The organism is Streptomyces sp. NPDC046915, assembly GCF_040644935.1.
Taxonomy (GTDB): domain Bacteria; phylum Actinomycetota; class Actinomycetes; order Streptomycetales; family Streptomycetaceae; genus Streptomyces.
Genome location: NZ_JBEYXB010000009.1, coordinates 101,820 through 124,142 on the forward strand (window position 1 = coordinate 101,820; position 22,323 = coordinate 124,142).

At 71.5% G+C, this 22,323-nt stretch carries 20 protein-coding genes; 7 read left to right on the forward strand and 13 right to left on the reverse strand.

The features are described 5' to 3' along the window. Positions 1–310: 310 nt before the first annotated feature. The gene (locus ABZ915_RS23945) at positions 311–874 is read left to right on the forward strand and encodes a TetR/AcrR family transcriptional regulator (RefSeq protein WP_361806603.1); all 564 of its coding nucleotides are present in this window, start codon (positions 311–313) and stop codon (positions 872–874) included. Positions 875–902: 28 nt separating this feature from the next. Here ABZ915_RS23945 and ABZ915_RS23950 read toward each other — a convergent pair whose 3' ends face one another. After that, a complete protein-coding gene (locus ABZ915_RS23950; RefSeq protein ID WP_361806606.1) occupies positions 903–1,655 on the reverse strand; it encodes an SDR family oxidoreductase in 753 nt (250 codons plus the stop codon). A gap of 39 nt (positions 1,656–1,694) precedes the next feature. Beyond that, positions 1,695–2,489, reverse strand: a complete 795-nt coding sequence (locus tag ABZ915_RS23955; RefSeq protein WP_361807383.1) for an SDR family oxidoreductase — start codon at positions 2,487–2,489, stop codon at positions 1,695–1,697. A 159-nt stretch (positions 2,490–2,648) separates the two neighbouring features. Here ABZ915_RS23955 and ABZ915_RS23960 point away from each other — a divergent pair, with 159 nt between their 5' ends. Next, entirely contained in the window at positions 2,649–3,212 is a 564-nt protein-coding gene (locus ABZ915_RS23960) for an antibiotic biosynthesis monooxygenase (RefSeq protein ID WP_361806609.1), read from the forward strand. Between the two features lie 114 nt (positions 3,213–3,326). On the opposite strand, the gene ABZ915_RS23965 is transcribed toward ABZ915_RS23960, so the two are convergent. The 11 genes from ABZ915_RS23965 to ABZ915_RS24015 all read right to left on the reverse strand — a co-directional run bounded on the left by ABZ915_RS23965 (position 3,327) and on the right by ABZ915_RS24015 (position 16,620). After that, on the reverse strand, positions 3,327–4,592 hold the full coding sequence (locus ABZ915_RS23965) for a hypothetical protein (protein WP_361806612.1): 1,266 nt from the start codon (positions 4,590–4,592) through the stop codon (positions 3,327–3,329). After that, positions 4,589–4,897, reverse strand: a complete 309-nt coding sequence (locus tag ABZ915_RS23970) for a hypothetical protein (RefSeq protein WP_361806615.1) — start codon at positions 4,895–4,897, stop codon at positions 4,589–4,591. Before ABZ915_RS23970 ends, ABZ915_RS23965 begins: the two co-directional genes overlap by 4 nt. 417 nt (positions 4,898–5,314) lie before the next feature. Beyond that, positions 5,315–8,113 carry an AAA family ATPase gene (locus ABZ915_RS23975; protein WP_361806618.1) on the reverse strand — a complete coding sequence of 933 codons (2,799 nt, stop codon included), beginning with the start codon at positions 8,111–8,113 and terminating at the stop codon, positions 5,315–5,317. 483 nt (positions 8,114–8,596) lie between these two features. Then, entirely contained in the window at positions 8,597–9,208 is a 612-nt protein-coding gene (locus tag ABZ915_RS23980; protein ID WP_361806621.1) for a TetR/AcrR family transcriptional regulator, read from the reverse strand. 47 nt (positions 9,209–9,255) lie between these two features. Continuing rightward, positions 9,256–10,155 carry a 3-hydroxybutyryl-CoA dehydrogenase gene (locus ABZ915_RS23985; RefSeq protein ID WP_361806624.1) on the reverse strand — a complete coding sequence of 300 codons (900 nt, stop codon included), beginning with the start codon at positions 10,153–10,155 and terminating at the stop codon, positions 9,256–9,258. A 48-nt stretch (positions 10,156–10,203) separates the two neighbouring features. Beyond that, a complete protein-coding gene (locus ABZ915_RS23990; protein WP_361806627.1) occupies positions 10,204–11,376 on the reverse strand; it encodes an acyl-CoA dehydrogenase family protein in 1,173 nt (390 codons plus the stop codon). A 38-nt stretch (positions 11,377–11,414) separates the two neighbouring features. Next, positions 11,415–12,587, reverse strand: a complete 1,173-nt coding sequence (locus ABZ915_RS23995; RefSeq protein WP_361806630.1) for an acyl-CoA dehydrogenase family protein — start codon at positions 12,585–12,587, stop codon at positions 11,415–11,417. Between the two features lie 28 nt (positions 12,588–12,615). Next, positions 12,616–14,670: an acetate--CoA ligase family protein gene (locus ABZ915_RS24000; protein ID WP_361806633.1), complete on the reverse strand. Its 2,055-nt coding sequence runs from the start codon at positions 14,668–14,670 to the stop codon at positions 12,616–12,618. Position 14,671: 1 nt separating this feature from the next. Next, positions 14,672–14,863 (reverse strand): ferredoxin, encoded by a 192-nt coding sequence (locus tag ABZ915_RS24005; RefSeq protein WP_361806636.1) that lies wholly within the window; start codon positions 14,861–14,863, stop codon positions 14,672–14,674. 99 nt (positions 14,864–14,962) lie between these two features. Next, entirely contained in the window at positions 14,963–16,201 is a 1,239-nt protein-coding gene (locus ABZ915_RS24010; RefSeq protein WP_361806639.1) for an NADH-ubiquinone oxidoreductase-F iron-sulfur binding region domain-containing protein, read from the reverse strand. Further along, a complete protein-coding gene (locus tag ABZ915_RS24015; protein ID WP_361806641.1) occupies positions 16,198–16,620 on the reverse strand; it encodes a hypothetical protein in 423 nt (140 codons plus the stop codon). The genes ABZ915_RS24010 and ABZ915_RS24015 overlap by 4 nt, the downstream gene beginning before the upstream one ends. 355 nt (positions 16,621–16,975) lie before the next feature. Between ABZ915_RS24015 and ABZ915_RS24020 the strand changes: the two genes are divergently transcribed. The 5 genes from ABZ915_RS24020 (at position 16,976) to ABZ915_RS24040 (ending at position 22,305) form a co-directional block, all read left to right on the forward strand. After that, a complete protein-coding gene (locus ABZ915_RS24020; RefSeq protein ID WP_361806644.1) occupies positions 16,976–18,151 on the forward strand; it encodes an aromatic ring-hydroxylating dioxygenase subunit alpha in 1,176 nt (391 codons plus the stop codon). Positions 18,152–18,325: 174 nt separating this feature from the next. Then, positions 18,326–19,450, forward strand: a complete 1,125-nt coding sequence (locus ABZ915_RS24025; RefSeq protein ID WP_361806647.1) for a spermidine/putrescine ABC transporter substrate-binding protein — start codon at positions 18,326–18,328, stop codon at positions 19,448–19,450. Positions 19,451–19,453: 3 nt separating this feature from the next. Beyond that, a complete protein-coding gene (locus ABZ915_RS24030) occupies positions 19,454–20,353 on the forward strand; it encodes an ABC transporter permease (protein WP_361806650.1) in 900 nt (299 codons plus the stop codon). Next, positions 20,350–21,231: an ABC transporter permease gene (locus ABZ915_RS24035; RefSeq protein ID WP_361806653.1), complete on the forward strand. Its 882-nt coding sequence runs from the start codon at positions 20,350–20,352 to the stop codon at positions 21,229–21,231. The genes ABZ915_RS24030 and ABZ915_RS24035 overlap by 4 nt, the downstream gene beginning before the upstream one ends. Before the next feature lie 3 nt (positions 21,232–21,234). Then, positions 21,235–22,305 carry an ABC transporter ATP-binding protein gene (locus ABZ915_RS24040; RefSeq protein ID WP_361806656.1) on the forward strand — a complete coding sequence of 357 codons (1,071 nt, stop codon included), beginning with the start codon at positions 21,235–21,237 and terminating at the stop codon, positions 22,303–22,305. Positions 22,306–22,323: the final 18 nt, after the last annotated feature.

Here is a 22,323-nt window from a genome sequence, read left to right on the forward strand (position 1 = left end):
TTTGCCTTAAGTCACCGTAGGTTCTACGGCACCTTAAGGCAAGTAATTAGCTTTTGAAGTCGGCAAGACCCACGCCCACGAGTTCGCCCGCGCCACGGCCCGCCGGGGACCATCATGGGCCCGGATACCGCGGGAGGCCGACGCGATCGCCACCCCGGCGACCGCCGTCGAGGCCGGCCAGGAGACGATCACCGGAGTGCCGCCCCTGTCCGTACCGGTCGGCCACGGCGAGCAGCCCCAGCCCGCCCGCGAACTCGCGCACGCCGCACGAGATCGCTAGACGCAATGATTTTGCTTTAAGCTGGGCTTTATGAGCAGGCAGATGGTGCGTCCCGGTGGGCGCAGCGCCCGGGTCCAGGCATCGGTGCACGCGGCGGTGCGCGAACTCGCCTCGGAGGTGGGCCGGGACGCCCTGACGGTACCGATGGTCGCCCAACGCGCGGGGGTGACGCCGTCGACGATCTACCGCCGCTGGGGGGACCTGCAAGAGCTGTTGTCGGACGTGGCGGTCGAGCGTCTGCGGCCCGAGACCGCGCCCGGGGACCATGGCGCCCTGCCGTCCGACCTGGCGGCCTGGGCCGAGCAGTTCCTCGACGAGATGGCCTCCCCCACCGGCCGGTCCTACATCCGCGACGCCCTCCTCGGCGACCCGGACGGCAGCAACGCCGGCCAGTGCTCCGCCTACGCCGCCGAACAGGTCGACGTCATCCTCGCCCGCGCGGCCGAACGCGGGGAGAGAGCACCCGACGTCGAGACGGTCATGGACGGCGTCGTCGCTCCCCTGATGTACCGCATTCTCTTCCGCCCGGACGGACTCGATGCCGCATACGCCCGTCGGCTCGTGACAGGAGTCCTCGGCCCCGTCGGCCGGTAACCGGATACGGGAGCTTCGGGGGCAGGGGTCAGATGGCCGTGCGTCCGCCGTCGACGGCCAGGAGCGCGCCCTGGACGAAGCTCGCCGAGTCGCCGGCCAGGTAGGCGATGGCCTCGGCGATCTCCTCCGGCTCGGCGGGTCTGCCGGCCGGGGCCTCCGCGGCCAGGGCATCGAGGTCGTCGCCCATGGCGGCGGTGCCCTGGGTCCGGGTCGGCCCCGGGGAGACGGTGTTGACGCGCACCCCGCGCGGACCGTACTCGGCGACCCACGACCGGGTGAGCTGGTCCAGGGCCGCCTTGCTCGATCCGTACAGGGCCGCCCCGGCCATCCCCTTCTGGGCGGCCTGGGTGCTGACGTTCACGATCGCCCCTCGGCCGCGCTCGGCCATCTCCGGAGCCAGCTCCGCGACCAGGTAGAACGGGGCCTTCACGTTGACGTCGTAGACGGTGTCCACGTCGCTCCGCGACGCCCGCTCGGTAGGGCCGAGCGGGTAGATGCCCGCGTTGTTGACGAGGATGTCCACATGACCGCCACCCAGCCCGGTGGCCTCTCGCGCCAGCTGCCGTACGGAGTCCGCCGTGCGCAGATCGGCGGCGACGAAGTCAGCCTTGCCGCCGCGGGTCCGGATGGCCGCGACGACGTGCGCACCGCGGGCGGCGTCGCGGCCCGCGACCAGGACGTGCGCGCCCCGCTCGGCGAGCAGCGCCGCGGTCGCGGCGCCGATACCGCTGGTGGCTCCTGTCACCAGCGCCACACGTCCGGCCAGATCAACAGAAGTCATGACCATCATCCTTCGTAGGGAAATCCGTAGGGAAAGTGGCTACGGCAGGACGGAGTCGACGTATCCGCCGTCCACCCGAAGTGCGCCGCCGGTGGTGGCGGACGCCTGGTCGGAGCTGAGGTAGACCACCATGTTGGCGATCTCCTCCGGCTCGATCAGGCGCTGGAGCAGCGACTGCGGCCGGTGCTCGCGCATGAAGGCTCGCTGGGCTTCGTCCCAGGGCAGGTCGCGGTCGACGAGTTCGTAGACGAAGTCCTCGACGCCTCCGGTGTGGGTGGGGCCGGCGATCACGGAGTTCACCGTGACGCCGGTGCCGGCCGCCTGCTTGGCGAAACCCCGGCTCACCGCGAGCAGCGCGGTCTTCGACATGCCGTAGTGGATCATCTCTGCGGGGATGACGACCGCCGAGTCGCTGGCGATGTACTGGATGCGCCCCCAGCCCCGTTCGGTCATGCCCGGCAGGTACAGACGGGTGAGCCGTACGGCGGCCAGTACGTTCACCTCGAAGTAGCGCCGCCACTCCTCGTCGGTGATCTGCAGGGGGTCCTGGGCGCCGAAGATCCCCAGATTGTTGACGAGGATGTCCACCTCCGGCAGTGCCTCGGCGGCCTGGCGGGCGCCCTCTTCGCTCGTCACGTCCGCCGCGACCGGGACGAAGTCGGCCCCGGGCACCTCACGTGCCAGTCGGCCGACGCTCTCGTCCACGCGCTGCGGAGCGCGGCCGTTGACGCCCACCCGGGCCCCGGCACGCGCCAGACCGGCGGCGATCGCCGCGCCGATGCCCTGTGTGGAGCCGGTGACCAGTGCCGTGCGGCCTTTCAGGTCGATCTGCATCGTCATGCCCCTTTCGTGTCTGGTCCCGTACAGGTACCCGCGCCGGGGCCACACGTAAGGGCACGCGCCCGGCTCGACGGGAAGACGCCGCCACCGCCGGGTCCGCCGCATGACGGCGGTCGCGCATGACTCGCGCCGTACGTGGCACACCTGATGAGCATGAGCACCACCGAAGTACGGGGCGAGCCGGTCACCACGGTCCTCACCTGGGAGGTGCGCCCCGGCCGGGAGCAGGAGTTCGAGGACTGGACGCACGGGATCGCCCACTGCGCCAGACAGTTCCCGGGCAACGAGGGCGTCTCGTGGCTGCGCCCCGAGGAGGGGCACCGCTTCCACACGGTCCTGCGCTGGTCCGATGCGCAGCGGCTCACCGCGTGGCTGGAGTCGGACGAACGGGCGGCATGGCACGCGCGGATCAAGGGGGTCGCCACGGAGATCGGCGGCGAGCGGCAGTCGACGACCGGGATGGAGACCTGGTTCAGCTTGCCCGGCACCACCGTGCAGTCCCCGCCTCGCTGGAAGATGGTGCTCACCACGTTCCTCGGCGCCTATCCGTTCACGCTGCTGATCCAGGCGCTGGTGACGCCCCTCACGGGTGCCTGGCCCCTGCCGCTGCGGGCCGCCGTGTTCCCGGTGGTGCTGCTGCCGACGCTGACGTACCTGGTGATGCCGCGGCTGAGCCGTCTGCTACGGCGGTGGCTGTACCCTCCGCCGGACGAGTGATCACGCGGCGTATCCAGCCACACCACCGCTTCCGACAGCGGACCGGCCGGCCTGACGCCGGCCGGCCGGGCCCGCGCGCTCGGCCTGCACACCGCGCATTCGTACGTCACCGGGTCAGATCAGGGCAAGACCCATCAGGAGCAGCGTCACCCCGGACGTGCCGATGAGCCACGCCCACCATGTGCGGCGCCTCACCGTGAGGGCTGTGGCGGCGAGGGCTTCGGCCACTACGGCGACAGCTGTGGCACCCGTCAGGAGAAGTCCCCGTCGACTGGCCTGTTGCGCCAGTTCCACCTGGTGTACCTGTTGTGCCTGCGCGTCCGACAACCGCTCCGGCGGCTTGTTCAGGGCCGTGACCGCCGCCGGGTCAACGCTGTCCTCGCTGGTGGGCGGTCGGCCCATGTAGTCGACGATCTTCCGTATCTGTTGCGCGATCATGTTCTCCGCACCGGCCACCAGGCGCTCGTGGCGGGCGTCCCGCGGGGCGATCCCGGTCTCCCAGGATGCGAATTCCCGCGCTGTGGCCTGTAGGGCCGCGGTCTGAGCGGCACGGAGGCCTTCCGTGAGGAACGCGGTGCGCTGGCCGTGCGCGGAGATCGAGGTACTGAGCTGGACCGCCCGGCGCGCCGATTCCGCCTGGGCGCGCTGTTCAATGCCCGCCACGAAGATCTGCACCAAGGGCAACAGGATCAGCAGGGCGAAGACGACGAGGTGGAGCCGAGCGGCCCAGCGATTGCGGGTCGCGACGGCGGGTTGAGGGATGATCTCCGCCCCTCTCAGTACGCGGGGGCCGCAGGGCACCGGGCTGCGGCGCCAGCTGCGGGGCCGAACGACGTTGGCCGCGGCCACGGCCACCAGGACAGCCAAGAGCGCGACGGCGGCCCATGCCAGTCCCCAGGTCGCCTGACGGTCGCCGGCCCGCCGTGTCGCGCCGGGGTCGATGTCATACAGCTCGGGCGTGCGTCGCTGTACGTCGGCCAGCCTGCGCGGCAGGTCGTAGCCGAGGTCCTGGTGGCGGTAGCTGTCGGTGGCGAGCAGACTGCCGGGTTCCGCGGCGCGTCGCAGGCTGAAGGCGGTCTGTGCGGCGAGGGCGTATTCGGACGCGCCGATGCGTCCCTGGTCCTTCACGGCTCGCAGCCCGTCCGCGCGTGCCTGCTCGACGGCGACCCGGAACGCGGTCGGTGCCTCGTCGCCGTACACATATCTGATGTCCTCCAGCACGGCCGCCTGGCGTTTGACGTCCTGCCGGACCGCGTCCTGGTAGCTGCCGGACGCCTCGCTGAACTGCCAGGTGGCCAGCAGGGTCGCTGCGGCGACCACTGCGATCAGCACAAGCTGCACGCGGATGCGGACGCTGACCCGCACGCTGGTGCCGCTCACGTCGACTGCCGCTGGTAGGTGACGCTCAGCCCGTCGTCGCCGGTGAGTGTGAGGGTGTCGCCCTGGACCTCCCAGGCACGGGTCTCGGGCGTCGGGTCGCCCGGCTGGTCGGTGTAGTCGCCGGCCGGATCCCCGGGATCCTGGCGCGTCCTGGTCACGCTGGTCGGCCGCAGGTACAGCACGTTCCCGTCGACCGATGCGGTCCCGTCCGCGAGTTGGCTGAACTGGACGACTCCGGACGGGCCGGAGTAGGACAGCAGTCCCATGAACCGGTAGCGGCCGTCCGGCAGGAACCGGTAGGCCAAGGTGGCGTCATCACCCTGGGCGTCGCTTTCCCAGGTGCCGACGAGGGCCTGCGGAATGACCGAGTCTGTCGTGGAGGCCGCGTCCGTCTGCGAGTCCGGGGTGCCAGGTGACGAAGCGGGTCCAGAGTCGGGGTCAACGGGAGTCGGAGCGGTGCTCGTTACTTCATGGTCCGGTGGTAGGTCCTGTGAACAGGCCCCGGCGGCCGCTATGAGCAGGACGCAGACAAGTGTCGCGCGCAGGGCGCCGCGAGCCCGGCCCCACCGCGTGCTCGGCGGGCCTGATTCCCTACGGGTGTGGGTGATCACTGCATGCCTCCCGTTGAGGTCCGCCCGGTCGGTTCGGGCGTTGCCTTTGGTGTTCGGCACGCTACGGACGCATCCCGGAACGCCGCCTCGACAACTGCCCCAGGGTTGGCCCTAGTCCTGGGGTGGCCGGTCACGGTCGGGGGCGAGTTTGTCCCTCAGGCCCCTCCTGGAGGTTCCGAGCTTGGTGTAGACGTTTCGGAGGTGGTACTCGATGGTCTTGATGCTGAGGACGAGTTCCGTCGCGATCTGGCGGTTGGTCCTGCCCTGGGCCGCGAAGGTGGCCACCGTCAGCTCCTGGGCGGTCAGTTGCGGATGACGGGCGTCCTGCGGGCGCGCGTACACGCGACCGCAGGCAGCCAGTTCCGCCTCACACCGCTCCAGGTACGGCGCGGCTCGCAATCGGTGGCAGGCGCGCCGGGCGGCCTCCAGTTCGGGCGCCGCTCGTGCGCGCTTGTTGACGCGGCGCAGGAAGGTTCCGTGGGCGAGCCGCAAGAGGGCTTCCTCCCAGCACGGTTCGCCTCGCTCGCAGTGGGCGAGCCCTTCCTGGAAGGCCTGTTCGGCGGCCCGTATGTCGCCGCGGACGCTTTCCAGGATCCCTCGGCAGCGGGCGGCCGCGGCCTGGTCGAGCCACCGGCCGCGCTCGGTGGCCCGGCGCTCGTACGGCGCCAGGACTTCTTCCGCCTCCTCCGTCCGGTCCGCGCGGGCCAGTGCCTCGACCAGCAGCGGACGCCACGGCACGACGGTGACCTCGTCGAGACCGCTGCGGTAGGCGATGTCCTTCGCGAGAAGTGGGTCCAGCGCGGAGATCACGCCGTCGTGGTCGCTGCGCGCCGCATGCACCATGGCCAGCGCGGTCAAGGCGAACGCCATGTCGTTGACATCACCCAGGACGCCGGCGTGCTCGGCGGCGGCCGCGGCGTGCACCTGTGCCATGTGGAAGTCGCCCCGGCCGGCCAGCGGGAACGCCGCACAGGCGTGCACCACGGCAAGGATCGACACCTGGTCGGTGTCCTCGGCCAGGGACACGGCCTGGGTCCCGTGAGCGACGGCGTCGTCCCACAGACCGGCGCGGTACTCGGCGTCGGTGAGGAACCCGAGTGCTACGAGTGCTACGTACGGCAGTCCGCCTTGCCGGTGGGAGGCTGCGGCGTCACGCAGGTCACTTCTGGCCTGGCCCAGTTGGCCGTTCCACAACCGCAGCATGCCACGCCCGAGCAGGCCGTCCAGTTGTTCGGGGGTCTTACGCGGTCCCGTGTCGGGCAGGTGCGCGAGGCAGGCCATGCCCTGCTCGTGGTCGTCCGAGAGGGCCAGACCGATCGCGAGGGAGTCCCGCAGAAAGGACGATCGCTTGCCAGGCGGCATCTCCAGCCCGCGTCGGGCCCAGTCGACGATGCCTCTCGCGTTTCCCTGAATGAGATCCAGCCAGGCCAACTGTTCCGCGGCACAGCGGAGGGTTTCCGTCGTGGTCGCAACGTCGGCGGTGTCCCAGCAGGCGATGAGCTCCCGGCGCGCCTCGTCCAGCCGACCGGCGGCCAGGGCGAGGTGGCCCAGCACATAGTGCTGTTCGGCTGTCGGTGCCGTCTGCCGGACATCTTCGGCGAGTTCCGTCGCCTGGCTCACGTCTCCGGCGAGCAACAGCCATTCCACCGTGCGCAGTGTGTGCTGAGCGCGCTCTGCCCCTCCGACGGACAGCCGAGCCGCCGACAGGGAGGCGGAGGCCGCCGCCGACCAGGCCCCCTCGTCCGCCTGCTGCGCTGCGAAGACGGCGAGTTCGTGCGCCAGGCCCGCGTCCGGTCCGATGGCGGCGCGTACCCGGTGTTGCAGTGCCGTGCCCGCATTGTCGGCAAGGGCTACCGCACGCGTGTGCATGCGTGAGCGCTCGGCCGGTTCCACACTGCGGTACACAGCGGCACGCAGCAGGGGGTGCGGGAAGACAGCTCGTAGCAGCGTACCGGGCGGGCCCTCCTCCAGCAGTTGCCGGCCGATCGCCTCCGTCATCGCCTCCAGAGGTTCCTGTACGGGCCCCACCCGCGCGGCCACATGGAGCGGACTGGACATGCCGATGATGCTGACGGCGCCCACGAGCCGCCGTGTGTCCGGCGCGCACTCGCGGAGCCGTGCGGCGATCAGCCGCTCGTAGCCGCGGGGCGCGGGCAGGGAGTTGGTACCGGCCGCGAGTACGTCGGCGGGATACTGCTCGAGCAGCGCCTTGGTGTGCAGCGGGTTGCCGTGGGTGTGCCTCCTCAGCCGGGCCAGGGCCGCGCGTGGCAGCGGCTCCGGCCCCAACGCCGCGTTGAGGGCGCTCAGTTCCGTTATGCCCAGGCCGTCCAGTGGTAGCCGAAGGGTGGCGTCGTCGTCGAGGATCCGGCGCAGTCCTGGAGGCAACCGCGGGTGGGCGGCCTCGCGGGTGACGATCACCGTCAGCACGCGGTCGACGCTCAGGCGGCGCAGCGCGAACGACAGCGCGTGCAGAGATGGAGTGTCGGCCCAGTGGGCGTCGTCGATCACCATGAGCACCGGGGTGCGCTCCTGCATGTCGCCGAGGACGTCGATCAGGCACGCGCCCACGAAGAGGGGGTCGGGCAGCACGGCGCCGGGATGCCCGCAGCCGCCCAGTTCCCTCAGCGGTGATCCGCAAGGCAGCGGCGCATGGGACAGCAACTGCGCGACGACCCCGTACGGCAGGTGGATCTCGCTCTCCTCACCGCCGGCCTGGAGGAGGCTGCAGGCCGCGCCCACACCGCCGACGAAATGCCGTACGAGTGACGTCTTTCCGATGCCCGCGGGGCCCTCGACCAGGACGGTCTGCGGTTCGGAGCGGGCGGCGGCCCGCTCCCAGCGTGCGCGCATACGGTCCATTTCGTCAGCCCGACCGAAGAACTGTGGTCCCGTCACCTGCCACCGCGACATGCAGTTCCCTTCCCCCCGGGACAAGCAACCGACGCCATTCGCCGGCTCAGGCTGTCGTGACCGATGACGTGGCTCTCCTCCCCGTGGTTCGGGCCGGACATACGTATCACCCTTACGGGTGAAAGCCTCAGGACAGCCGTGTCGTGCCGGGTGGTGCTGCGTGCGTCGGCGGGGCCCGCATATGGACGGGGTCGCCGTCGCCGGTGCAGCCTGTCCAGGCAGCGTGGGTGTGGTCCAGACGGCTTCGGATCTCGCAGGAACGCCTTCGCCGCGGTGACGACCGGCGCGGTGTCGACGCCCTGGGAGTGGACCGTGGACAGGTCGTCGTCTCTGCAACCGTCGGTGATCAGACCGAAGAAGTCCTCGGTGAGGGCCTGGCTGCCGAGAGTTCCGCCACCGGGCGCATGGGGGGGCTGCCGCTGGGTGACGCGGAAGCGGTGGCGCGGGATCCGTCGTCGGCGAACGAACCCGGGCCCCGTGACCTCACCCGGCCGGCATCGTCCCCGGCAGGCCGAGCGCGGTGGACACGTGTCGCCAGATCGAGGTGAGCGCCGTGTCGAGGTCGACGGTGGGGTCGCGCAGCATCAGGCGGATGCCGTAGCCGTCGCTGAGGGACAGCACGAGGGTGCTGAGGTCGTCCACGTCGGTCGGGGTGAACTCGCCCGAGGCGATGCCCCGCCGCACCGCGCCGGCCACCCAGGCGTGCAGTTGCGCGTACAGGTCCACGGCGAAGGCGCGGGTCGTCTCGTCACGCAGCGCCCTGGCCCACAGTTCCTGCCAGAGCCGCCAGTCCTGGTGCAGTACGGGATCGGTCGGCAGCAGGTTGCGGATGATGCGGCCCAGGATGACCGCCGCGGGCGCCGTCTCCGCGTCGCGGTCGACGTCCACGGCGGTGTTGGCGAAGGAGTGGGTCATCGCCTCCGTGAACAGCTTCTCCCGGGTGTCGAAGTGGTAGTGCAGCAGCGCGGTCGACACACCGGCCCGCTCGGCCACCATGCGCATCCGGATCTTCTCGAAGCCGATCTCGGCGATGACCTCGCACGCCGCGGTCAGGATGCGCTCGCGCGTGTCTGCCGTGCGCACCTTGGTCGACACCCTGCGGCTCCCCTCGTTCGGTGGTCGTACGTCGTGCCCATCTTCCCTCACGGCCGCTCCGCGGGGACCGGCGCCTCGTGGCGCGGCTGTGCGTACGTGTGGAAGCCGCGTCCCGACTTCCGTCCCAGCAGGCCCGCCTCCACCATGCGGGACAGCAGGGGCGGGGGTGAGTACAGCGGCTCGCGGAACTCCGCGTACAGCGATTCGGCGATGGCGCGCGTGGTGTCCAGGCCGATCAGGTCCGTCAGGGCCAGCGGGCCGAGGGGGTGGGCGCAGCCGAGGACCATGCCCCGGTCGATGTCCTCGACGGTCGCGCTGCCCGACTCGACCATGCGGATGGCGGCCAGCAGGTAGGGGACGAGCAGCGCGTTGACGACGAATCCGGCCCGGTCCCGGGTCCGGACGACCTCCTTGCCGAGCCTGCCGGTCACGAAGGCCTCGGCCCGTGCCGTGGTCTCGGCCGAGGTGAGCAGCGACGGGACGAGTTCGACCAGCCGCAGCACCGGTACGGGATTGAAGAAGTGCACGCCGACGACGCAATCGGGCCGGGCGGTCGCGGTGGCGAGCCGGATGACCGGGATGGACGAGGTGTTGGTCGCGATGACGGTGCGGTCGTCGGTGATCACGGAGTCGAGGCGGGTGAAGACGTCGAGCTTGAGGCGTTCCTCCTCCGCCACCGCCTCGATCACCAGGGGGCTGTCGCGCAGGGCCTCGATCTGGTCGGTGACCGTGATCAGTGCCGCGGCGGCCTCCCGGTGCTCGGCCCCGAGCCTGCCGTGCGCGGCGGCCCGGTCGAGCGAGCGGGTGATGCGCCTCAGGCCCGCCCGGGCCGCCCCGGCGTCGCGTTCCACGACCGTCACCGGCACGTCGGCACGGGCGCAGACCTCGGCGATGCCGGCGCCCATCAGGCCGCAGCCGACGATCCCCACGTGCTCGATGTCGGTCATCCGTCTTCCTTCCTCTTCGGGCTGTGCCGGTCCGCCTGGTCCGGCGGATCAGGCGACGGGCAGGTCCAGGACGCCCATGCCGCGCTTGACGAGTTCGCCTGCGATGATCAGCCGCTGGATCTCGGAGGTGCCCTCCCAGATGCGGTCCACGCGCAGCTCGCGGTAGAGCCGTTCCACCGCGTACGCACGGTCGTAGCCGCGTCCGCCGTGGATCTGGAGGCACCGGTCGATCACCCGGCCCGAGGCCTCGCTCGCGGCGAGCTTGGCGATGGCCGCCTTGGCGTGCAGCGTCTTGCGGTCCTCGGCCGAGGCCTGGTCGACCTCCCAGGCGACCTGGTGGGTGTAGGCCCGGTTGACCGCGATGTCGACGGCGCAGTCGGCGAGCATCCCCTGGATCAGCTGGTACGACGCGATCGGCGCCCCGAACTGCTCGCGCTCCACGGCCCAGTCACGGGCCAGCTCCAGGGCCCGTTCGGCGGCACCGGTCGTGCGCGCCGCGATCATCAGGCGCTCCTCGGTGAACCAGGAGCGGGTGATGTCGTACCCCTCGCCGATGGCGCCGAGCACGGCGTCCTCGCCGACCTGGACGTCGGTGAAGGTGAACTCGGGGTGCTCGTAGACGAAGGTGTGCATGAAGCGCGGTACGCGCGTCATCTCGATGCCGGGTGTGTCCTTGTCGACGAGGAACAGGGTGGGGGCGCGTTCCGGTCCCGCCGCGGCCAGCACGATCATGAAGTCGGCGTGGTCGCCGACGGTCACGAACCACTTCTCGCCGCTCAGCACCCAGCCGTGGTCGTTCTTCGTGGCGGTGGTGGCCAGGTTCTGCGGGTCCGAACCCGCGCCGCGCTCGGTGACCGCGTAGCAGTCCCGCCGCTCGCCCTTGATCACCGGGATCAGGAAGCGCTCGCGCTGCTCGGGGGTGCAGAACCTGAGGGCGTTGGCGGGTCGCCACACCATGTCCCACAGGGCGCCGGTGAGCCGTCCGAGTTCCTCCTGCACGGTGGCCTGCTCGGCGATGGTGAGTCCGGCGCCGCCCCATTCGGCCGGCATGTTGACCGCCTGGAGGCCGGAGTCGAGCACCGCGTCGCGGATCTTGCCGTGGACCTCGGCGGGCAGGCCGTTGTTCTCCTCGCACTGCGTTTCGTAGGCGGCGATGAAGTCGGTGAGGGCGCGGGCGTCGGCCTTGAGCTGTGCCTGGCGCGGGGTGAGGCGGAAGTCCATGGATGTCCTCGATGTCGGGGCGGGTGGTGACGGGGGGTTCAGTGCGTGGGCAGGGCGAGGGCGCGGGTGCCGCGCTTGATCAGCTCGTTGGCGATGATGAGGCGCTGGATCTCGGAGGTGCCTTCCCAGATCCGGTCCACGCGCAGTTCGCGGTACATGCGCTCGACGGGGTAGGTGCGGTCGTAGCCGCGGCCGCCGAAGATCTGGAGGCAGCGGTCGGCGACCCGGCCGGCGGCCTCGCTCGCGGCGAGCTTGGCGGTGGAGGCCTTGGCGTGCAGGGTCTTGCGGTCGGTGTGCGGCTGGTCGGCCTCCCAGGCGACCTGGTGGGTGTAGGCCCGGTTGACGGCGATGTCGACGGCGCAGTCGGCGAGCATCCCCTGGATCAGCTGGTACGAGGCGATCGGCGCCCCGAACTGCTCGCGCTCCACGGCCCAGTCACGGGCCAGTCGCAGCGCGCGTTCGGCCGCGCCGACGGTGCGTGCCGCGATCATCAGGCGTTCGTCGGTGAACCATTCCTTGGTCAGCTCGTAGCCGTTGCCGACGCCGCCGAGCACGTCCTCGTCGGCCACGAAGACGTCGGTGAAGGTGAACTCGGGATGCCCGTTGACCGCGGAGTGCATGAAGCGCGGGACCCGTGTCATCTCGACGCCGGGTGCGGCCTTGTCCACGAAGAACAGCGTGGGCAGCCGCTCGGGCCCGGCGTCGGCCTGCACCAGCAGGAAGTCGGCGATGTCGCCGCAGGTGACGAACCACTTCTCCCCGCTCAGCAGCCAGCCGCCGTCGGTGCGTGTGGCCGTGGAGGTGCCGGAGGACGGGTCGGAGCCGGCGCCGGGCTCGGTGACGGCGAACGCGTCGAACTTCTCGCCCCGGATCACGGGCAGCAGGTACTTCTCACGCTGCCGTTCGTCGCCGTGGGCCAGGACGTTGGCGGGCCGCCAGGGGATGTCCCAGAGGCAGTTGGTGGCCTTGCCGAACTCCTCCTCGACGATGACCTGGTCGAGGAGGCTCAGGCCGGCTCCGCCCCACTCGGCGGGCATGTTGATGGCGTAGACGCCGGCGTCCATGGCGGCCCGGGTCAGTTCGGTGACGAGGTGCTGGGGCAGGGGTCCGCCGGCCTGCTCGGACTGGTCCTCGTACCGCATCAGCAGCCGGGCGTAGTCGGCGGCGCGACGCTTCAGGTCGGCCTGTTCGGGGGTGTAACGCATGTCCATGGGGGCCTCATTGATCGGGGAGGGCGGGTCAGGCGAGGACGGCTCGGGAGTCCAGCGCGAGGACGCCGTGGGGGCGTACCAGAAGGGGATTGACCTCGATCTCGGCGAGCTCGGAGTGGGCGGCGGCGAATGCCGTGATCGTCTCGACGGCGGCCGCTGCCGCGGCGACGTCGAGGGCGGGCCGGCCGCGTACGCCGTCGAGGAGGGCGGCGGTACGCAGCCCGCGCAGCAGCCGCTCGGCATGGTCGGCGGGGACGGGGGCCAGGGTGAAGGCGACGTCGTGCAGCGCCTCGGCCAGGACTCCGCCCAGGCCCACCATGGCGACCGGGCCGAAACGAGGATCGCGGTTGACGCCGACGATGAGTTCGATGCCGTCGGACAGGTCCGCCATGGCCTCGACCGAGTAGGCGGGCGCGCCGAGCCGGGCGTGCATCTCCCGGAAGGCGGCGAGCAGTTCGTCGGGTCCGGCCAGGCCCAGGGCCACGCCGCCGGCGTCGGACTTGTGCAGCAGGTGCAGCGCCTTGAGTACGTACGGGCCGGTGAACTCGGCGGTGGCCGCGAGAAGTTCGGTCTCGTTGCGGATCTCCCGGGCGGCGGGGAAGGGCAGTCCGGCCGCTTCGAGCGCTCCGCGGGTGTCGAGGTAGCCGCAGGCGCGCAGCGGTGGGGCGGGCGCCGGCAGCGGTGTGATGCCGGTGCGGGGTGTGCCGGGGGCCGTGACGGCCAGGGCACGGGCGGCGTCCTCGGTGGCGGCGAAGACGGGGATGCCGGCTGCCGTGAGGGTGCGGCAGCTGGGGGACTCGGGGTACATCGACTGCACCACCAGCGGCCTGGCGGTGGCGCTGTGGCGGGCGGCGATGAGGCGGGCGGCCGCCTGTTCCCCGTCCGCCAGTGCCCTGCCCCCACCGCCGAGTCCGCCGTCGGCCGCCGCGTAGCCGCCGAAGTAGCCGGTCATCAGGACGGCGTCGACCTCCTCGGCCGCCAGCAGCGCGGCGACGGTCTCGGCGTAGGAGCCCGGGTTCTGCTCGCCCATGCCGGCCAGGTCCACCGGGTTGGCGACGGCCGACTGCTCCCACAGGGCCTGACGCAGGTGCCGCCGCGTGTCCGGCCCGAGTTCGGGCACGGTCAGTCCGGCCGCCTCGACCGCGTCGGCGGCGACGACGCCGTGGCCGCCGCCGTCCGTGAGCACGGCGACCCGGCGGCCGGCCGCTCGGCGTCCGCCGTCCAACGCGGCCAGGGCGACGGTGAGTTCACGCGGGGTGGCGACCAGTTCCACACCGGCGTCCCGGCAGGCCGCGCTCACCACGTCGGCGGAGGTGGTCAGCGCCCCGGTGTGCGACTGCGCGCTGCGCGCGGAGGCGTCACCGCGGCCGGCGGTGAGCAGGACCACGGGCTTCCCGGCGTCGGCGGCCGCCTCGGCGAAGGCGCGCCCGTCCGCGAAGTCCTCCGCGTAGACCGCGATGGCCCGGGTGCCCTCGTGCCGGGCGCAGTCGGCGAGCAGGTCGACGAGGGTGACGTCGGCCTGGTTGCCCAGCGACACGAAACGGGAGAAGCCGAGGCCGTGCGGGCGGAAGCGGAGCTGGAGTTCGAGGGCGAGGTTGCCGCTCTGGCTGAGCAGTGCAACACCTCCGGGGGTGAAGGTGTCCGAGGCCAGGAACAGGTCGGTGGTGTTGTCGGCCAGCCCGAGGCAGTTGGGGCCGACCATGACGGCGCCGGCGGCCCGTACGCGTTCGGCGACGGCCTGTTGGCGTGCCCGCCCCGCGTCTCCGGTCTCGGCGAAGCCCGCGGTGATCGCGACGATCGCCCGAGCCCCGTACCGCAGGGCCTCGTCGACGGCTTCCTCGAACCCGGCGGCGGGTACCGAGATCACGGCCAGGTCGACGACTTCACCGACCGCGCTCAGGCTGGGGGCCGCGGTGCGGCCGAGCACCGTGCCGCCACGGCGGTTGACGAGGTGGACGGGGCGGCGTCCGTTCGCGCGGAGTGCCTGGGCGGCGATGGCGTGGCCGTACTTGGCGGGGTCGTCGCTGGCTCCGACGACGGCGACGGAGACGGGGTCGAAGAGGGCCGAGAGGTCGCGTCCCATGTCACTTCACCAGCCGCAGGGCGGAGTTGGGGCAGGCGGCGACGGCCGCGGCCGCGGCGTCCTCGGCGTCGCGCGGCACGGTGGTCTCGCGTACCTGCGCGTAGCCCCACTCGTCGAGGTCGATCAGTTCGGGCGCGGGTTCCTGGCACAGGCCGTAGCCCTGGCAGCGAGTGGAGTCCAGCAGGAGTTTCATGACGCGGTCCTTTCGGTGTCCCGGTCCGGGCGGCGGGAGCGTGGCGGGATACGGGGGCAGAGGCCAGGGGGCAGCGGCCAGGGGTCAGAAGTCGGGGCTTCAGGGAACGGTCACCTTGAACCGGCGTCCCTCATCGGGTGCCGAGGTGCCGAGGGCGCGGCAGGCCGGGCAGGCGGAGTTCCGGTGGCCGTCGATCCGGTCGGGGAAGTGTGTGAGGAGGCTGCCGACGACGCGTGCGGCGGCGTCGAGCAGCCCGCACGCGCCACGGCCGGGCAGTTGCCGCGACCAGCGGCGCAGCCGGTCTGTCGTGCCGTCGCCGGACACACCGCGTGCGATGTCCGTGAGGGTCCGGGCCAGCGCTCCGGTACCGGAGACGCACACCCCGCACTGCCGGGCACTCTGTGCGGCGAGGTAGGCGGCCGCCTGGGTGGCCACGGCGACCGGGCAGTCCCCGGGGTGCAGGAAGTGCAGCGCCCCGCAGCCGAGCGCACCGCCGGCCGCGGCCAGCCCGTCGTGATCGAGCGGGAGGTCGCCCCAGTCCGGGCCGTGCAGTCCCCCGAACAGGCCGCCCAGCAGGACCGCTTCGGCCTTGCCGTGTCCGCCCATGTCGGCGATGGCCTTCAGATGCGTGCCGGCGGACGCCTCGACCAGCGCGGCCGTGCCACCGCTGCCCGAAAGAGTCACCAGGTGCGTGCCGGCGACGGCGGTCGCGGCCTCGGGGTGGGCGTGCAGCATCGCGATGCGGGCCAGCGTTTCGACATTGGCGACGAGGGTGGGGGCGCCGCCGACACCGCTTTCGAAGGGGCGCGGGGGTTTGGCCGTGGGCAGGGCCGGGCCGCCGTCGATGCGGCGTACGACCGCGGTCTCCTCCCCCGCGACGTAGGTGTGCGGGGTCGGTACGACGTCGACGTGGAGGTCGCCGGGCCACTCGGCGAGCGCCTGCCGGACGGTCCGCTCGGCGACGGCGTCGGAGAGGTAGACGCAGCCGCGTCCGGCGCCGGTCATGGCCGCCGCCAGCCGGACGCCGTCCAGCACCAGGTGCGGCCGGTGGCGCAGCAGCCAGCGGTCCTTGACCGAACCGGGCTCGCCCTCTTCGCCGTTGGCGACGACGACGGACGGGCCGGGAGCGTGGCGGACGGCGCGCAGCTTGACGGCCGCGGGGAAACCGGCACCGCCGCGCCCGCGCAGCCCCACGGCGGCGATGCGGTCGAGCAACCGGTCCGGCTCGGGCACCGGGGTGTAGCCGCCCGCCGCCACGTACCGGTCGAGGTCACCGGAGGCCGGGTGGGTGAGCAGGCCGTGCCGCTGTTCGGGGAGCAGGGAGAAGACGCCGGTCATGCGGTGCTCCAGGGCTCGGAGTGGCCGTAGGGAGAGGAACGGGACCTCAGGCGGGTCAACGCCCGTTCCAGGTCCCGCCGTTGTGCGGCGGTGAGCTCGTAGCCGGGGCCGGGCAGGCCGATCAGCATGCGGTGGTGGTCGAGGACGACCTCGCCCGCCAGCAGCGCCGGCCGCGGGTCGGCGGCCGGGGGCCCTTCGGCGGCCCGGACCACCAGGGCGGTGACCTCACCGAGGTAGCGCAGCCAGCCGTGCTGCGTCCCGCGCAGCACCAGCCGCTCGACGCGACGTCGCTCGGCGGCCACGAGGGCCGACGGCGGACGGCCGTGCGCGGGGCCCCGCAGGGCGGCCACAGCGGTGGGCAGCTCCTGCTCGGGCTCCGGCGTCAGGCCGAGCCATACCAGACTGCGGCGAGCGCTCATGTGTGCCTCCGGGGTCGCACCCTTGCGGTGGTCGGAAGAGAGGGGTGGCGCGGCGATGGCGGATCGAGGGGGCTCCGCGTCTTGCCGAGAGGCACGGCGCCGTGCGGATCACGGTCCGCGGGAGTTCGGGATGCGCCCTGGGGCAGCCGTCCGCTGGAGCCGGCGCATCCACCTGCCAACGACACTAACTAACTAATTAGTCAGCCACAAGCCTTGACTTGCTCCGGACCCGGGACCACTCTGACTAACCAATCAGTCAGCCAGGAACGCGGCAGGCCACCGAGCACGGCCCGCCTGCCCTCCCGGCCACAGCCTCATCGCCCGTCGCCGCCGTCGCGGCACGGAGGAGGACTCCATGCACCCCTCGACCACCGGGACAGTCGCCGCGTCCACTGCCCCGCCGGAACCGCCCCCCGAACACCCGGGAGAGGCACTGCCCGCGCGCTACTACACCGACCCGGCCGTCGCCGAGGCCGAGACCGAGCGCGTTTTCGCCAGGTCCTGGCAGCTCGTCTGCCATGAATCCGACCTCCCCGGGCCGGGAGCACGCCTGACCGCCACGGCCGCCGGCCGGGAGGTCCTGGTGGTGCGGACCGAGGACGGCGGCCTCGCGGCCCACCTCAACGTCTGCCGCCACCGCGGCACCCGCCTGGTCAGCGGCCCGGAGCCGTCGGGCAAGGCGATCCGCTGCCCGTACCACGGCTGGACCTACAAACTGGACGGACGACTCGTCGGTGCCCCGGAGGCACGCCGGATCCCCTGCCTGGACAAGCCCCGGCTCGGACTGCACCCGGTCAACGTGGAGTCGTTCCTGGGCTTCGTCTTCGTCAACCTCGACCTCGAGGCGGCCCCGCTCGCCGAGACCTGCGCCGGTCTGGCCGAGGCCGTCGGCCGCTACGCCGGGCCCGGTCTCGTACCCGTCGGCAAGCACCGCATCCACGACCTCACCGGCGGGGAGGAGCAGAACGCCAACTGGAAGGTGATCGTCGACAACTACCTCGAGGGCTATCACGTCCCCGTGGCCCACCCCGCGCTGATGCGTCTGCTCGACTACCAGGCGTACACGGTGGACGTGCGGGAGCACTACGTCCTGTTCGAGTCTCCCCTGCGCGACAAGCCGTCCTCGAACTGGACCGAGCGCCTCTACCAGCGCCTGGCCAGCCCGATGCCGGGGCTGACCGAGGCCGACCGCCGCGTGTGGCGGTACGCCGTGATCTACCCGAACACGCTCATCGACTTCTACCCTGACCACGTGCTCGCGTGGACCGCCCTGCCCACCGCCCAGGACCGGGCGGCGATCCCCGGCGCCTTCTACACCCGGCACGGCGAGAGCCTGCGCACCCGGCTGGCCCGGCGGCTGAACATCCACATCGGCTGGGTCACCAACGACGAGGACGCCGAGCTGGTGGAGCGCGTGCAGGCCGGCCTGACCACGCCCGGTTTCGAGCCGGGCCCGCTGTCGCAGCGCGAGGCCGCCGTCGGCTGGTTCGCCCGCCGGGTCCGGGACGACCTGGAGGGGGACGGCCGGTGACCCGCGCCCCGTACCCGCCCGCCCTGCGCCTCCGGTCGGGCTTACCCCTCTCCCGCTGACGCACACTCGCACCCTCCCCAGACCGGCCATCCCTACGGAGTCAGGGCCCGTAGTGAGCCGCACCCACCGGTCCCGCCCTGGAGTTGTGCCGTTCCTCGACGGAGAGGACGCTCCATGTCCCCCGAGGTACCCCCACCGACCAGACGCGCCTTGCTGCGGGCAGGCGCCTGCGGCCTGCTGGGCGCCGCGGTCGGCGGCTGCGGGTTCATGCCCGCGAAAACGCCCGACGCCAAGGACCTCGCCCCGGTCCGGGCCCGCGTCGACGGCGATCTCGTCTACTTCAACTGGGCCGACTTCGTCGACCCCTCCGTGTTCAAGGGCTTCGAGAAGGAGTACGGCGTCAAGGTCGTCCAGTCGAACTTCGACTCGATGGAGGGCATGGTCGCCAAGCTCAACGCCGGCAACCGCTACGACATCGTCTTCCCCTCCGCCAAATGGGCCCAGCGGCTGATCCGCGGCGGCCGGCTGCGTCGTATCGACCACGCCCAGCTCACCAACTCGCACGCCGTGTTCGGCACACACGCCTACTTCGCCGATCCCTGGTACGACCCGGGCTCCGCGCACACGGTCCCCTTCACCGCGTACAAGACCGGCATCGGCTGGCGCCGCGACAGGATCGGCGACCTGACCGGATCCTGGAAGGACCTGTGGAACGACAGGGCCAGGGGCAAGGTGTTCCTGCTGGACGACCGCGACGAGGTCCTCGGCATGGGCGCCCTGGAACTGGGCCTGGGCGTCAGCACCGGCGACACCGGTGACCTCGACCGCATCACCTCCCTGCTGGGCACCCTCCGCCCGAGGCTCCGCGGCTTCTCCAGCGACAGCTACAACAACCTCCTCAACGGCAACGCGGTCATGACCCAGGCCTGGAGCGGCGACATGGCCGCCATGCTCAACCAGGCCAAGGACCCGTCCGTCTTCGGCTTCGAGGCCCCCAAGGAGGGCACACCGATCAACTCCGACTGCTACGCGATCCCCTGGAACGCCCCGCATCCCGGCACCGCTCTGCTGTTCATCGACTACATGCTGCGGCCGGAGAACGTGAAGAAGAACATCGAGTACATCGGCTATCCGATGCCGGTGGCCGGCTCCGAAAAGGTGTACGCCGATCTGGTCGAACCCTTCCCCGAGTGTCTCGTCACCGAGGACGACCTCAAGGCGGACCTGTTCTTCCGCAACGGCGGCCGCGCGGCGGAGGACGCCCGCGACACCGCCTGGACCCATGTGAAGGCGGGCTGAGTCATGGCACTGCTGCGTCACCGCTCGCCCGCCCGCCGACGCGGCCCGGACGCCACCGGCACCCGCATGTGGGCCTGGTTCATGCTCCCCGGCACCCTGTGGATGACCGGATTCCTGATCGCCTCTCTGCTGCTCGTCGCCGTCCTCGCCGTGGGCACCACCGACGAACTCGGCAACCCGCGCTTCGGCTTCGACCTCGCCGGTGTCCGCGCCCTCGCCGACCCCGCCTACACCGAGGTCCTGGCGCGTTCCCTCGGCTACGCCCTGCTGACCTGCTTCATCTGTCTGCTGATCGCCTACCCGGTGGCGTACACCGTCGCCCTGCACGGCGGACGCTACAAGCACGCGCTGATCGCCGCGATCGTGGTGCCGTTCTTCGCCAACTACCTGGTCCGCATGTACGGCTGGTCGGTGGTCCTCTCCGACGACGGACCGGTGCTGCGCGTCCTGCGGGCGGTGGGTCTGGCCGACGGAAACACGAAGATCCTCAACACCGGCGTCGGGGTGGTCGCGGGGCTCGTCTACGGCTTCGTCGTCTTCATGATCATCCCGTTGTACGCGGCCCTGGAGCGGCTGGACGTCTCCCTCGTCGAGGCCGGCCGCGATCTGTACGGAGGCCCGGTCCGCACCTTCCTCTTCGTCACCCTGCCCGCCACCCGGCAGGGCGCGGCGGCCGGACTCGTCCTGGTCTTCCTGCCCGCCATGGGCGACTTCGTCAGCGCACAGCTCCTGGGAGGGCCGGACCAGATCATGATCGGCAACCTCATCCAGGACAAGTTCTTCCAGGGCCAGAACTGGCCGCTGGGCTCCGCGCTCACCATGCTGCTCATGCTGGTCCTGCTCATCGGGATGTTCGGCTACCTGCGCCGCACCCGCAAGGACGAGGCGGAGGCCCGCCGATGACCCTGCTCAAGCCGCCCTCCGCCACCGCCCCGGCCCGTCCGGCCGGCCGGGCCCGCGCGCGACGCGGACGCGCCGACCGCAGACCCCGGGTCCTGATCGCCGTCACCGCGCTCTTCTTCGCCCTGCTCTACCTGCCCATCGCCGTCGTCGCCCTGTTCTCCTTCAACTCCAAGAAGTCCCTGGTCGTGTTCGGCGGGTTCAGCCTGCGCTGGTACCGCGCCTTCGTCCACGACGACGTCCTCATCTCCTCCCTGGGCACCAGCCTGCGGATCTCCCTGGTGGCGATGGCCGGTTCGGTGGTACTCGGAGTGGCGCTCGCGCTCGGCCTGGTCCGCTGCCGCACGCGGCTCGGTTCGCTGGCCGGCCTGGTCATGCTGGTGCCGCTGGTCACGCCGGAGATCGTCACGGGCGTCGCGTCGATGCTGCTGTTCAAGGGCCTGGGCGTGGCACTGTCCACCGGCACGGTGATGCTCTCGGAGATCACCTTCTCCATCTCGTACGTCACCGTCATCCTCCGGTCGCGGGTCGCCGCACTGAACCCGGAGGTGGAGGAGGCCGCGATGGACCTGGGCGCCACGCGCTGGCAGGCCGTCCGCCTGGTGACCCTGCCGGCCCTGCTGCCCGCCGTACTCGCCAGTGCCGTACTGATCTTCGCGCTCGTCTTCGACGACTTCGTGCTCGCCTACTTCACCACCGGGGTCGACCCCCAGCCGCTGTCGGTGCGCATCTACTCGGCGATCCGCTTCGGGGTGCAGCCCACCATCAACGCCGTCGGCACGCTGATGCTCGCGGGATCCATCGCCCTGATCGCGCTGGCCCTGTTCATCCCGCGCCTCTTCGGCCGCCGCGGCGGCCTCGACATCCTCTCCGGAGAGTGACCCATGGACGCGACCCCGGCCGTGCGGCTCGACGGCGTCTCCAAGCAGTTCGCGGACTCCTACGCCGTCCACCGTCTCGACCTCGACATCGAGGCCGGCGACTTCTTCTCCCTGCTGGGCCCCTCCGGCTGCGGCAAGACCACCACGCTGCGCATGATCGGCGGGTTCAGCGACCCCACCGAGGGCTCGGTGCTGCTCGCCGGTGAGGACGTGACCGCGCTGCCGCCCGACAAGCGCAACGTCAACACCGTCTTCCAGAGTTACGCGCTGTTCGACCACCTGAGCATCGCCGACAACGTCGCCTTCGGCCTCAAGCGCAAGGGGGTCGGCAAGGGCGAGATCCGCCGACGGGTCGGCGAGATGCTGGAGCTGGTCCAGCTCGACGGCCTCGCGGACCGTAGGCCGCGTACGCTCTCCGGCGGCCAGCGGCAGCGCGTCGCCCTCGCCCGTGCGCTCGTCAACCGGCCCGCTGTCCTCCTCCTCGACGAGCCGCTGGCCGCCCTCGATCTGAAACTGCGCCGGCAGATGCAGGTGGAGCTGAAGCAGATCCAGCGCGAGGTCGGCATCACCTTCGTCTTCGTCACCCACGACCAGGACGAGGCACTGACCATGTCCGACCGGATCGCCGTGATGAACGACGGGCGCATCGAACAGTGCGGCACACCCGAGGACGTCTACGAGCACCCCGCGAGCCGGTTCGTCGCCTCCTTCATGGGCACGTCCAACCTGATGACCGGCACCTACCGGGGCGGTGAGGTCTGTCTCGACGCGGGTCCGGCCCTGCCGGTCGGCTCCCGGTCCGGTATCGCGGACGGTGCCGCCGTGAGCGTGTCCGTGCGGCCCGAGAAGATCTGGCTGTCGGACTTCGAACCGGGCATGTCGATGCTGCGCGGCGTCGTCCGCGAAACCGTCTACAGCGGCCCGACCACGACCTACCTGATCGAACTCGCCCCCGGCGTCACGCTGTCCGTGCTGGAGCAGAACACGGCCCGCGCGCGCATGGAGGACCGCTGGAACGGCGGCGAGACGGTGGAGTTCGGCTGGCGTCCCGAGCACTGCCTGGTACTGGCCTGACCGCCACCACCCGCCTCA